Here is a 13,147-nt window from a genome sequence, read left to right as displayed (position 1 = left end):
CCCGGCAACCGACGGGGGAACGGTCGCCGAGCGATCGGCACGGTCGAGTGAGGACGGCTCTATGACATCGCGGGCTGGGGAACAGCGCGAGGAAGCCCGGCAGTTGACGGCACGCCTGGAAGCCGAAGGCGTCCGCAACATCGCGCTGACCTGGGTGGACAACGCGGGCATCGCCCGCGTCAAGACCGACCGGCGCAGCGGCTCGCGGACACCGCCGCCCGCGGCGTCGGCATGTCACCGGTCTTCGACGTCTTCACCTCCGACGACACCATCACCGAATCCGACGACCTCGGCGGACCCGACGGCGACCTGCGGCTTTTCCCCGACCTGGACCGCGTCACCGTCCTCGCCGCCCAGCCCGGCTGGGCCTGGGCCCCGGCCGACCGCTACGACCAGCTCGGCCGGCCGCACCCGGCCTGCCAGCGGCAGTTCGCCCGGCGGATGACCGAACGCGCCACCGCCGCCGGCCTCGAGGTGCGGATGGGCTTCGAAACCGAGTGGGTGGTCACCCGAGCCCCCGAAAGCCACCACCCCGGCACCACCGACACCTCCGCCCCCCTCGACTACCCCTGCGCCGGCCCCGCCTACGGCATGACCCGCGTCGTCGAACTCTCCGACTACCTCCGCGACGTCACCGAGGCCCTGACCGTCCAGGGAATCGACGTCCTCCAGCTCCACCCCGAATACGCACCCGGCCAGTTCGAGCTCACCACCGCACCCGGCGACCCGGTGCGCGCCGCCGACGACGTCGTCCTGGTCCGCGAGACCGTCCGCGCGGTCTCCGCCCGGCACGGCCTGCGCGCCTCCTTCGCCCCCTCGTTCGTCGCCGGCCAGGTCGGCAACGGCTGCCACCTCCACCTCGGCCTCTACCGCGACGGCCGCAGCCTGCACCGCACCCCCGACACCGCACACGGCCTCGCCCCGGACGCCGACGCCTTCCTCGCCGGCATCCTCGGCACCCTGCCCGCCCTGCTCGCCATCGGCTGCCCGTCCCCCGCCAGCTACCTCCGGCTCCAGCCCTCCCGCTGGGCCGGCGTCTACCAGTGCTGGGGCGTCGAGAACCGCGAGGCCGCCCTGCGGCTCGTCACCGGCGCGCCCGACGACCCCGACGGCGGCCACGCCGAGGTCAAGACCTTCGACGCCGCCGCCAACCCCTACCTCGCGGTCGGCGCGGTGATCGCCGCCGGACTGCACGGCATCGAGTCCCGGGCCTCCCTCCCGGAACCGCAGCGCGGCGACCCCGGCGTCCTCGGCGTCCGCGAACGCGCCCGCCGCGGCATCGTCCGCCTCCCCGCCACCCTCACCGAGGCCACCGACCGGCTGGAGAAGTCCGCACCGCTCCACGAGGCCCTGGGCAAGGTCCTGCACGGCGCCGTCCTCGCCGTCCGGCGCGCCGAGGAGGCGCAGTTCGCCGAGAGCACCGACGAGGAGATCGCCGCCGCCACCCGCTGGCGCTGGTGATGCCCGCCGGCACCCGGGCAGGCGGCCCCCGCTTCGACGACGGCCTGCCGCCGCTGGTGGACCACCACTGCCACGGCGTACTGCGCCACGAGCCCGACGCGGCGACGTTCGCCTCGTACCTCACCGAATCGGACCGGCCGCCCGCGGCGGGCACCAGCCACTTCGACACCCAGGCCGGCTTCGCGGTCCGCCGCTGGTGCCCGCCGCTGCTCGACCTGCCCGCACACTGCCCGCCCGAGCACTACCTCGCCCGCCGCCGCGAACTGGGCCCCGACGAAACCCGCCGGCGGCTGCTCGGCGCCACCGGCATCGGCGCCTACCTCGTCGACACCGGACTGCCCGGCGACCTGACCGGCCCGGACGGGACGGCCGCGGCCGGCGGCGGCACCGGCCACGAGGTCGTACGGCTGGAAACCCTCGCCGAACGCACCGCCGCCGTGCCGGCCGACGGGGGCGGTGACGGGGGTGCGGCCGCCGACGCCGAGGAGTTCACCGACGCCCTGACCCGCGCCGTCCAGGAGGCCGCCCGCACCGCCGTCGCCTTCAAGACCGTCGCCGCCTACCGCCACGGACTCGCGCTCGCCCCCGAATTCCCCACGGCCGGCGCGGTGCACACCGCCGCCCGCACCTGGCTGGCCGCCGGCGCCGGCCGCCTCACCGACCCGGTCCTGCTCCGCCACCTCGTCGCCCTGGCCGTCGCCACCGGCCGCCCGCTCCAGATCCACACCGGCTTCGGCGACCCCGACCTCCGGCTCGACCACGCCGACCCGGCCCTCCTCACCGACCTCGTCCGCGCCACCGCCGGCACCGGCACGGACCTCGTCCTCCTGCACTGCTACCCGTACCACCGGCAGGCCGCCTACCTGGCGAGCGTCTTCCCCCACGTCTACGCCGACGTCGGACTCACCCTCAGCCACACCGGCCCCCGCGCCACCGCCGTCCTCGCCGAATTCCTCGAACTCGCCCCCTTCGGCAAACTGCTCTTCTCCACCGACGCCTACGGCCTGCCCGAGCTCTACGTCGTGGGCAGCGCACTGTTCCGCACCGCACTGGCGGAGGTGCTCGGCGCCTGGACGGCGAGCGGCGCATGGTCGGCGGACGACGCCCACCGCGTGGGCGCCCTGCTCGCCGCGGAGAACGCCCGCCGGGTGTACGGCCTGGGCGCGGCGGGCCGGGCGCGGGAGCGGGGCCGGCGGAACGAGTAGGGGCCGGGGCCGTCCCGGGACGGGCGGGGCGGGACGCGTAAGGGGCGCACGGCCCGGGCGCCTCTTCCCGCCCTGCCGTCGTTCCGCCGTCATGCTCATGCTTTACTGCGCCGCGTGGCCGATACAACGACCTCGGACGAGACGTCCGACGAGACCTCCGGCGGGACGCCCGGGCAGACCACCGGGCGGACCACCGGCGCCCGTCCGGACAAGGGCGGAACACCCTGGCATTCCCGCATATTCGCCGACCTGACCCCGCTGCGCACCTCGCCCGACTACCGCCGCCTGTGGTGCGGCAACACCATCTCCTGGATGGGCCAGCAGATGACCGCCCTCGCGGTCTCGCTGCAGGTGTACGCCATCACCCGGTCCACCTTCTCGGTCGGACTGGTGGGCCTGTGCTCGCTCGTCCCGCTGGTCGTCTTCGGCCTGTACGGCGGCGCCATCGCCGACACCGTGGACCGCCGCAAACTCGGCCTGTACAGCGCCGCCGGCGCCACCGCGATGTCCCTCACCCTGGCCACCGCCGCGCTCGCCGGATACCACCGGGTCTGGCTGCTCTACACCGTGGTCGCCCTCCAGGCGGTCTGCTTCGCGATGAACTCCCCGGCCCGCACCTCGATGATCCCCCGGCTGCTGCCCACCGAACAGCTGCCGGCCGCCAACGCCCTCAACTCCCTGACCAGCAACCTCGGTCTGATGGGCGGCCCCATGCTGGGCGGCGTCATCGTCGGCCTGTGGGGCTACCAGGCCGCGTACCTGATCGACGTGGTGGCCTTCAGCGGCGCGCTCTACGCGATGTGGCGCCTGCCGTCCATGCGCCCCGACCAGGGCGACGGCCCGCGGCGCCGCGCCTCCGTCCTCGACGGCCTGCGCTTCCTCGCCACCCGCCCCAACCTGCGGATGACGTTCTTCTCCGACCTGGCGGCCATGGTGCTGGCCCAGCCGCGCGCGCTGTTCCCCGCGGTCGCGGTGCTCTGGTTCGCCGGCGACGCCAAGACCGTCGGCCTGCTCGTCGCCGCGCCCGCGGTCGGCGCCGTCCTCGGCGGACTGTTCTCCGGCTGGCTCGGCGGCATCCGCCGGCACGGCCTGGCCATCCTGCTCGCGGTCGCCGCCTGGGGCGCGGCCATCGCCTGCTTCGGACTCTCCCGGAACCTGTGGCTCGGCCTGTTCTTCCTCGCCGTGGCCGGCTGCGCCGACACCGTCTCGATGGTCTTCCGCAGCACCATGCTCCAGGCCGCCACCCCGGACGCGATGCGCGGCCGCCTCCAGGGCGTCTTCATCGTCGTCGTCGCCGGCGGCCCCCGCCTCGGCGACTTCCTCGCCGGCTCGGCCTCCGACCTGACCTCCCCGGCCACCGCCGTCATCGGCGGCGGCCTGGCCTGCATCCTGACCGTCACCGCCCTCGGCCTCGGCCGCCGCGCCTTCGCGAGGTACGACGCACGCGACCCGCAGCCCTAGCCGGGAGCGCGATCAGCGCGCTCCGCCCCTGGACCTACCGCCCTTGTCGTCCCCGGGCCTACAGCAACTGCGGGGTCAGATCCGGGTCGTCGAAGCCCTCGTCGTCGAACGGGTACAAGGGGCGGCGGATCTTGTGGTGGCCGAGGCGGAGGAGGTCCTGGTCGACGCCCCCGGGAGTGAGGGCGAGGAGCCAGTCGGCGGCCATGGCGTACAACTCCGGTTCCAGATAGCCGATCTTGACGACCACCAGGTCGTGGTCGAGCGGGTCCAGCGAACCGAAGTCGGCACGGGTGTGGAACGGAGTGCGCCGCTCGGTCAGGATCACCGTCACCCCGCCCCGGGTGACCGCCGCGCGCCGGCCGCCACCGTCGTACGCCGGATTGCGGCGCGGCACGCCCGAGGCGGCTCCCGGGTCCTCCAACGCCGTGACCCTGCCGGTCAGTTCGTACGGGGCGGCGTGCGGGCCGGTGCCCGCGCTGAAGCAGCCGCCGACGCGCAGGGTCACCTCGGCGCCCGGCCCGGCGGCGAAGCACGCGGCGACCGCCGCCGGATCGGTGAGGCCCGGGTGCAGCGCGGTGCGCCGGCCGCTCGCCAGGTCCTCGTGCGCCAGCAGCCGGCCGAGCATGTACGCGAGGTCGCCGGCCCCGCCCGCGGTGGGGTTGTCGCCCGAATCACTGATCAGGAACGGCCGGGCGGACGAGGCCACCGCACGGGCGATGCAGTCGTCGGCGTCGCCGGTCGGGCCGACGAAGGTGAAGTCCCGGCGGGCGTCCCAGTACGCGCGGGCCAGCGCCCCGGCCTGGTCGAGGGCGAGCCCGGGATCGTCGGCGGTGACCACCACCGCGGCCCGGCAGCGTTCCTCGTCGGCCCAGGCGTACCCGACCCAGAGCGCCGCGTCGACGATCCCGTCGAGTGCCTCGACGGTCGCCAGCCGGCCGTAGAGCGACGCGGCCGGTTCGAGGCGGGTGCTGGTCTTCTCGCCCGGGAGGAGCACCGGGATCTGCACCCAGGCCCGGTGCGGGCGGCCCTTGCCGGAGACCAGTCGCGCGACGAGGTTGCGGGCCGCCCGCTCCCGGGTTTCCCAGGCGTCCTCATGCGGCGCCATCCGGTGCGCGGTCAGCAGATCGAGGTGCTCGGCGAAACGGCGCGAGACGTTGCCGTGCAGGTCCATGGCGGCCGAGATCAGGGTGGCGGGGCCGGTCGCCGCGCGTACCGCCGCGGTCAGTTCGGCCTCGGCGTCGTCCAGCCCGACGACGCTCATCGCACCGTGGATGTCGTGGACCAGACCGTCCAGCGGGCCGGACTCCCTTATGCGGCCGGTCAGTTCGGACCGGATGCGGTCGTAGGTGGCGCGCTCGACCGGACCGCCGGGCACCGCGACGGCATGCACCAGCGGGACCCACTCGACCGCCCCGGAGAGGTCCCCGTCCGGCCGGGTCCAGGTGTAGCGGTCCAGCAGGTCGCGACCCCGGGTGACGCGGAAGTCCTCGTACGTCGAGCGGTGCGGACAGAACTGGCTGGACTCGATGGCCATCCCGCCGATGCCGATGCGCAGCGGGCGGCCGGTCGTCGCTGGGGCCATACGGGCTCACTTCCCTGGGTGGCGGGGTCCGCGGCGGGGCGTTGGGGGTCCGCCGGTGGCGTTGCTACGGGGCGGGTGTCGCTCCCGGGCTGCCGGGGCCCGGCTGAGGGTGTGGCACGGTGGGCGGGATGCCGCTCAGTACGGCGTGGCCGGCGCCCAGCAGTCCCGCGTCCCGGCCGCAGACCGCGGCGTCGATGGTGAGTTCGCCGGTGGCCATCGGCAGACAGCGCTCGTAGAGCATCCCGCGCACCGCGGCGACCAGCGGCTGGGCACCGGCCAGCGCGCCACCGAGGACCACCGCCTCGGGGTTGAAGAAGTTCACGACGACCGCGAGCACCGCACCGATGTCCCGGCCGGCCTGCCGCACAAGGGTGGTGGCCTGCGCGTCGCCGTGCTCGACCAGCCGCAGGATGTCGGCGGCGGACTGTGCGGCGATGCCCCGCCCGCGCAGCGCGGCGGCGATCGCGGCGCCGCTCGCCACCGTCTCCAGACAGCCGATGTTGCCGCACGAACAAGGGAGTTGGGCGGACTCGTCCACCCGGACGTGACTGATGTCGCCGGCCGCACCGTGCGCCCCGCGGTGCAGCCGGCCGTCGCTGATGACACCCGAGCCGATGCCGCGGCCGGCCTTGACGACGACGAGATGGCGCCGGGCGGGGAGGGCGGCGCGGTGTTCGCCGAGCGCCATCATGTTGGCGTCGTTGTCGAGCAGCACCGGCAGCCCGAGGCGGTCGGCCAGCCGGTCGCGGAGCGGGAACAGGTGCCAGCCGGGCATCCGGGACGGGGCGACGACCCTTGCGCCGTCGGCGTCGACCGGGCCGGGGAAGCCGATGCCGACGCCGCGGACCGTCCGCCCGGCCGCCCGCTGCCGCTCGGCCAGCGCGCCCAGCCGCTCGGCGAGGGCGTCCAGGGCGGGCCCGGGACCGGTGGTCGGATCGGCCGGGTGGTCTTCGGCGTCGAAGACGTCGCCGGCCTGGCCCACCGCACCGGTACGGATGTGGTGGCTGCCCAGGTCGGCGGCGAGCGCCACCGCGCCCTGCCCGGCGACCCGCAGCAGCCGTGGCCGCCGGCCGCCACGCGAGGCCCCCGCACCGGATTCGGTCAGCAGCCCGGCCTCGACCAGTTCCTGGACCCGGGCGGACACGGTGGACGCGGCGAGCCCGAGCTCGCGGACGAGGTCCGCGCGGGAGGTGGCGGAGCCGTTCGCGACGAGCGCGAGGACATGCGTGGCGGAACCGGGCGGCTCGTCGGGGAGGGGCATGGCACGCGCCTTTCGCGGGGCGGTCGGGGCAAGGGGAGCGGCCGGCGGTCGGAGCGGGTTTCGTGCGGGCTCCGGACTTCCTGCTTCCTCCGGCGGACTTCCTTCGCCGGACTTCCTTCGTCACCGCAGCTACCCTCCGCCCCAACTCGCCGACAGTAGAGCGCAGTCGGCCCGGTTCCGCCAGGGTCTTGACTTCTTTTCACGGCCGTCCGTACGTTGCTCGCACCCTTCCACCGGCCCGACCTCCCGGAGGCAGTATGGGCCTGCGCAGGACACGAACTCCCGGTCTCCACAAGCGAGTTGGTCCAGCTGGCCGAGCCGGCCGCCTGGTGGTCGCCGTCCTGCTCGGTGCCGCCGCACTGGTCGGCTGCGGCCCGCCTGGCAACGTTGTCACCGAGCTGGGACCCACCGGCGGCGTGCCCGTCGAGGGCGGGACCGCCACCATGGCGCTGCCACCCGCCTCCACCCCCAACTGGATCTTCCCCATCGGCGCCCCCGGCTACCTGGCCTCCTACAACAGCGCCATCCAGGACCTGCTGTTCCTGCGGCTCTACCTGCCCGAGAAGAAGGGCGACGCGCTGACCCTGGAATCACCCCGCGGCCTCGCCGAAAAACCCCGCTACGGCGACCGCAACCGCACCGTCAGCATCACCCTGAAAAAGGGCTACCGCTGGTCCGACGGGCACCCCGTCACCACCCGCGACGTGAAATTCTGGTTCGACCTCATCAAGGCCAACAAACAGGAATGGGCCGGGTATTCACCGAAACTGATGCCCGACGACGTCAAGGCGTTCGAGGTCCTCGACGACCGCACCTTCCGGCTCCGGCTGGACCGCGCCTACAACCCGGCGTGGTTCACCGCCAACGAGCTCCAGGACTTCGTGGCCCTTCCCGTACACGCCTGGAACCCGCACCACGAGGACCCCCGGCGGGCCTTCGCCCGGTTGATGCGGCACGCCCGGCAGTTCTCCGCATTCGCCACCGACCCGCTGTGGAAAACCGTCGACGGACCCTGGCGGACAGCGAAGTGGACCACCTCCGGTCAGGTGGAGCTGATCCCCAACACGCACTACAGCGGACCGGACAAACCCCATCTCGACCGGGTGGTCCTCAAACCCTTCACCACCGCCGACTCCGAATTCAACGTCCTGCGGGCCGGCGGCGTCGACTACGGCTACCTGCCGCCCTCCGTCATGGCGCAGTCGGCGAACTTCCGGGAGAGGGGCTATCGCATCGACCCCTGGGAGGGCTGGGCGATCACCTACATCGTGCTCAATTACCACCACCCCACCGCCGGGCCCCTGCTGCGGCAGACCTATCTGCGCCAGGCGCTCCAGCACCTCATCGACCAGAAGGCGCTCTCCCGGGTGATCTGGCACGGCAGCGCCGCCCCCACCCTCGGCCCGGTCCCGGCCGGTCTGCTCGACACCGATCCGTACCCCTACGACCCGAAGCGGGCGAAGGCGCTGCTGGCGGACCACGGCTGGGCCGCCCGGGGCGGCGTGCTGCGCTGCGTACGGCCCGGGCGCGGCGCCGGCGCGTGCGGCGCGGGCATCGAGGGCGGGCGGGAGCTGCGGCTGTCGCTGCTCTCGCAGTCCGGTTCGACCGAGACCTCCAACACCATGCAGGTCCTCAAGTCGGAATTCGGCACGGCGGGCATCGCCCTCGACGTCCGGCAGCAGCCGCTGAACACGGTCCTGGGCACCACCGTCCCCTGCCGGACCACCGACCCCCTCTGCTCCGCCTGGCAGCTCGGCTTCTTCGGCACCCAGGGCAGCTGGTACTTCCCGCCCGACCCCAGCGGGGAGAAGATCTTCGCCAGCAACGCACCGTCCAACATGGGCAGTTGGTCCGACCCCCGTACCGACGAGCTGATACGGGCCACCGAGTACTCCGACGATCCCGCCGCACTGCGCGCCTACGGCCGCGAGGTCGCCCGCCGCCTCCCGGTGCTGTGGACCCCCAACCCCGCCTACCAGGTCTCCGCCATCCGCAACGACCTGCGCGGCGTCGACCAGAACCCCACGCTGTCGCTGGCCCCGCAGGACTGGTACTACGTCAGGAAGGGCGGTGCCGGCCGGTGACCCGCTTCCTGGTCAAACGCCTCGCCCAGGCCCTGGTCGTCCTGCTGCTGGTCTCCGTCCTCGTCTTCGTCCTGCTGCACCTGCTCCCCGGCGGCCCGGCCCGCGCCATCCTCGGCGTACAGGCCACGCCCCAGGCCGTCGCGCACTTCAACCACCAGCAGGGATACGACCGTTCGCTGCCCCAGCAGTACCTGATGTACCTCGGCCGGCTGCTCACCGGCGACCTGGGGGAGTCCTACAAGCTCAACCAGGGCGTCGCCCCGCTGCTCGCCGAACGGCTGCCGAAGACCGCCCTGCTGGCCGGGCTGTCGCTGGCGCTGGCCGCCGTCCTGGCCGTACCGCTCGGCATCCTGCAGGCGGTACGCCGCGGCCGCGCCGCCGACCACGTACTGACCGGCCTGGCCTTCCTCGCCTACGCCACCCCGGTCTTCTTCCTCGGACTCGTCCTCGTCCTGGTCCTCAGCCAGCAGCTGCCCCTGCTGCCCGCCGAGGCGCCGCAGGCCGACACGGTCGGCGGGATCCTCGCCGAGCCGGCCGGACTGGTCCTCCCGGTCGTGACCACGGCCCTGGGAATCGTCGCCGCCTTCAGCCGCTATCTGCGCTCCGCGGTCCTCGACAACCTCGGCGAGGACTACGTCCGCACCGCCCGCGCCAAGGGCGGGTCCGGCGCCCGGGTGCTGGTCCGGCACGTGCTGCGCAATGCGCTCATCCCGCTGGTCACCCTCCTCGGCCTCTACCTGCCGACCCTCTTCAGCGGCACCCTCGTCGTCGAGTCCATGTTCAACTACCCCGGCATGGGACTGCTGTTCTGGAACGCGGCCCAGGGCTCGGACTTCCCCGTACTGCTCGGCGTGACCCTCGTCGTGGGCGTCGCCACCGTCCTCGGCTCCCTGCTCGCCGACGTCGCCTACGCCGTCCTCGACCCGCGCATCAGGAGCGTGCCGTGACCACCACCGCCCCCGCACCGCCGGACGCCGGGCCCGCCGCTCCCGGGCCGGTCCGCCGCGCCCTGACCGGCCTCCGCCGCAACAAGCTCGCGCTGACCGGCGCCCTGATCCTGCTGGCCCTGCTCGCCTTCTGCTTCCTCGGCCCGCTGCTCCACCCCACCGACCAGATCCACACCGACCTCACCCAGGCCAACCGCGCACCCGGCGCCGGCCACCCGCTCGGCACCACCGACCTCGGCTACGACCTGCTCGGCCGGCTGATGTACGGCGGCCGCACCTCCCTGGAGGTGGGCCTCGCGGCCGGGCTGCTGGCCACCCTCCTCGGCACCGTCTACGGCGCGGTCGCCGGCTACTTCGGCGGCTGGGCGGACGCCGTGCTGATGCGGATCACCGACGCCGCGCTCGCCATCCCGGCGCTCTTCCTCCTCGTCGTGGTCGCCACCCTCGTCACCCCCGGCAAACCCGTCCTCATCCTCGTCATCGCCTCCGTCGCCTGGCTCTCCCCGGCCCGGCTGCTGCGCGGCGAGGCGCTGGCGCTGCGCAGCCGTACTTACGTCCACGCCATGCGGCTGATGGGCGGCGGCGGGGGCCGGGCGGTGTTCCGGCACATCCTGCCCAACGCCCTGGGCACCGTCGTCGTCAACGCCACCTTCCAGATCGCCGACGCCATCCTCTACGTCGCCTACCTCTCCTTCCTCGGCCTCTCCCTGCCACCGCCCGCCGCCGACTGGGGCTCCCTGCTCTCCGCCGGCATCACGTACACCCAGGTCGGCCACTGGTGGCTGATCTTCCCGCCGGGCCTCGCGATCGTGCTGGTCGTGGCGGCCTTCAACTTCCTCGGCGACGGGCTGCGGGACGCCTTCGACGTACGGCTCGACACCGGACGGGGCAGCCACCGATGACCGAACCCCTGCTGCGCATCGACGACCTGCACGTCGACATCGCCACCCGCGACCGGACCGTGCACGCCCTCGACGGCATCGACCTCGACCTCGCCCCCGGCGAAGCGCTCGGCCTGGTCGGCGAGTCCGGCTGCGGCAAGACCCTCACCGCCCGCGCCGTCCTCGGACTGCTCCCCGCCGGCGGCCGGATCACCGGCGGACGCATCCTCTTCCACGGCACGGACCTGGCCGCCGCCCCCGAACCCGTCCTGCAGGGCGTCCGCGGCCACACCATCGGCATGGTCTTCCAGGACCCGCTGACCTCGCTCAACCCCACCATGACCGTCGGCGCCCAGGTCGCCGAGCCGCTCCGCCTGCACACCCCGCTGACCAGGGCCCAGGCCCGCGCCAAGGCCGAGGAGATGCTCGGCCTGGTCGGCCTGCCCCGCCCCGCCGAGCGGATGGCCCACCATCCGCACCAGCTCAGCGGCGGCATGCGGCAGCGCGTCGCGACAGCCATGGCCCTGGTCTGCGAACCCGACCTGTTGATCGCCGACGAGCCCACCACCGCCCTCGACGTCACCACCCAGCACCAGATCCTGGAACTCGTCGACGAACTGCGCACCCGGCTCGGCATGGCCCTGATCCTCGTCACCCACGACCTCGGGGTGATCGCCCGCCGGGTCGACCGGGTCGCGGTGATGTACGCCGGCCGGATCGCCGAACGCGCCCCCGTACGGCCGCTGTTCACCACCCCGCGGCACCGCTACACCCAGGCCCTCCTCGCCGCCCTCCCGGAACGCGCCCCCGACCCCACCCGCCCGCTCGCCACCGTCCCCGGCCTCCCACCGGTCCTCACCACCCGCCCCACCGGCTGCCGCTTCGCACCCCGCTGCGGCTTCGCCACCGACCTCTGCCGCACCGCGGAACCGGAGCTCAGCGACGGCCCCGACGGCGGCCGGCCGGCCGACCGCGCCGCACACGCCTTCGCCTGCTTCCACCCGGCCGCCCCGGCCCCCGGCGCCGACCCGGTCCCCGCGATACGCCCGTCCGCCCCCGCCCCCGCCGAGGCGCCGGCCCGCACCGACGCACCGCTGCTCCGCCTCACCGACCTCGCCAAGAGCTACCCGCTGCACGGCGGCCTGTTCGCCCGCCGGGGCGCCGCCGAGATCAGCGCGGTGGCCGGGATCTCGCTCACCGTCCGGCGCGGCGAGACCTTCGGCATCGTCGGCGAGTCCGGCTGCGGCAAATCCACCCTCGGCCGGCTGGCGGTCGGCCTGGAGGCACCCAGCACCGGCACCGTCGAAGTCGCCGGGCGGGACCTGGCCACGCTGCGGGGCCGCGAGCTGCGCGCCCACCGGCGCGAGGTCCAGCTGATGTTCCAGGACTCCGCCGCGGCCATGGACCCCCGGATGCGGGTCGGCGCCGTACTGACCGAACCCCTGGTCATCCAGGGCATCGGCGACCGGGCCGCCCGGCAGCGGCGGATCGCCGGACTCCTCGACGACGTCGGACTGCCGCGCGGCGCCGTCGACCGCTACCCGCACGAATTCTCCGGCGGCCAGCGCCAGCGCCTCGGCCTGGCCCGCGCCCTCGCGCTCGCCCCCTCGCTCGTGGTCGCCGACGAACCGGTCTCCGCGCTCGACGTCTCCGTCCAGGCCCAGATCCTCAACCTGATGCGCGCCCTGCAACGGGACAAGGGCCTGAGCTACCTCTTCATCTCGCACGACCTGGCGGTGGTGCGGCACGTCGCGGACCGGGTCGGCGTGATGTACCTCGGCAAACTCGTCGAGACCGGCCCCGCGGAGGCGGTCTTCGACCGCCCGCTCCACCCCTACACACGCGGCCTCCTGGACACCGTCCGCCCGCCCGACCCCGCCTCCCGCCCCCTCGGCGGCGAAACCCCGTCGGCCGCGGCCCCGCCCTCGGGATGCCGGTTCCGCACCCGGTGCGTCTTCGCGACACACCGCTGCGCAACGGAACCGCCCCCGACGGTGGAAGCAGCCCCGACCCACTCCGCCTCCTGCCACTTTCCGCTTCGCGGGTGATCCCCACGTACCTGTCTGTCCCGCCGTGGGGGTTGCTCGCCGTTGCGCTTTGCGGCGCCGCGTACGTGGCTGTCTGCGGCGCCGCGGGGCGTCTGGCCGTTGCGCCTGCGGCGGGCTGGGTGTGTGGTGGGTGCGGTGACGGGCCTGCGGGGCCGGTGTTTGGGACTGCTGACGCTTTACGTCCCAAACACCGGCCCCTCCGGCCCGTCCCCTCCCG

The 13,147-nt window shown here is 74.1% G+C and carries 8 protein-coding genes and 1 pseudogene; 7 read left to right on the top strand and 2 right to left on the bottom strand.

The genetic code is table 11. The features are described 5' to 3' along the window. Positions 1–61: 61 nt before the first annotated feature. The 3 genes and pseudogenes from ACGF4C_RS15745 (at position 62) to ACGF4C_RS15735 (ending at position 4,127) form a co-directional block, all read left to right on the top strand. A pseudogene (locus ACGF4C_RS15745) lies at positions 62–1,461 on the top strand (glutamine synthetase family protein). Further along, entirely contained in the window at positions 1,461–2,666 is a 1,206-nt protein-coding gene (locus ACGF4C_RS15740) for an amidohydrolase family protein (RefSeq protein ID WP_393566628.1), read from the top strand. Before ACGF4C_RS15745 ends, ACGF4C_RS15740 begins: the two are co-directional and overlap by 1 nt. Before the next feature lie 237 nt (positions 2,667–2,903). After that, on the top strand, positions 2,904–4,127 hold the full coding sequence (locus tag ACGF4C_RS15735) for an MFS transporter (RefSeq protein WP_393566925.1): 1,224 nt from the start codon (positions 2,904–2,906) through the stop codon (positions 4,125–4,127). Positions 4,128–4,185: 58 nt separating this feature from the next. On the opposite strand, the gene ACGF4C_RS15730 is transcribed toward ACGF4C_RS15735, so the two are convergent. Then, the gene (locus tag ACGF4C_RS15730; protein WP_393566626.1) at positions 4,186–5,709 is read right to left on the bottom strand and encodes a M81 family metallopeptidase; all 1,524 of its coding nucleotides are present in this window, start codon (positions 5,707–5,709) and stop codon (positions 4,186–4,188) included. A 64-nt stretch (positions 5,710–5,773) separates the two neighbouring features. After that, on the bottom strand, positions 5,774–6,970 hold the full coding sequence (locus ACGF4C_RS15725) for an ROK family protein (protein ID WP_393566624.1): 1,197 nt from the start codon (positions 6,968–6,970) through the stop codon (positions 5,774–5,776). A gap of 329 nt (positions 6,971–7,299) precedes the next feature. Between ACGF4C_RS15725 and ACGF4C_RS15720 the strand changes: the two genes are divergently transcribed. Genes ACGF4C_RS15720 through ACGF4C_RS15705 form a run of 4 tightly spaced genes read left to right on the top strand, consistent with a single transcriptional unit; the run spans position 7,300 to position 12,930 of the window. Next, positions 7,300–9,054 (top strand): peptide ABC transporter substrate-binding protein, encoded by a 1,755-nt coding sequence (locus ACGF4C_RS15720; protein WP_393566623.1) that lies wholly within the window; start codon positions 7,300–7,302, stop codon positions 9,052–9,054. Continuing rightward, positions 9,051–10,001 (top strand): ABC transporter permease, encoded by a 951-nt coding sequence (locus tag ACGF4C_RS15715; RefSeq protein ID WP_393566621.1) that lies wholly within the window; start codon positions 9,051–9,053, stop codon positions 9,999–10,001. The genes ACGF4C_RS15720 and ACGF4C_RS15715 overlap by 4 nt, the downstream gene beginning before the upstream one ends. Next, positions 9,998–10,903: an ABC transporter permease gene (locus ACGF4C_RS15710; protein ID WP_393566619.1), complete on the top strand. Its 906-nt coding sequence runs from the start codon at positions 9,998–10,000 to the stop codon at positions 10,901–10,903. The genes ACGF4C_RS15715 and ACGF4C_RS15710 overlap by 4 nt, the downstream gene beginning before the upstream one ends. Next, positions 10,900–12,930: a dipeptide ABC transporter ATP-binding protein gene (locus ACGF4C_RS15705; RefSeq protein ID WP_393566617.1), complete on the top strand. Its 2,031-nt coding sequence runs from the start codon at positions 10,900–10,902 to the stop codon at positions 12,928–12,930. Before ACGF4C_RS15710 ends, ACGF4C_RS15705 begins: the two co-directional genes overlap by 4 nt. The last annotated feature ends 217 nt before the right edge of the window (positions 12,931–13,147 follow it).

The sequence above is a fragment of the Streptomyces sp. NPDC048197 genome (genome assembly GCF_043202395.1).
Lineage (GTDB): Bacteria > Actinomycetota > Actinomycetes > Streptomycetales > Streptomycetaceae > Streptomyces > Streptomyces siderophoricus.
The sequence above is the reverse complement of the archived record's forward strand: the minus strand, read 5'-3'. Positions and strand labels throughout refer to the sequence as shown.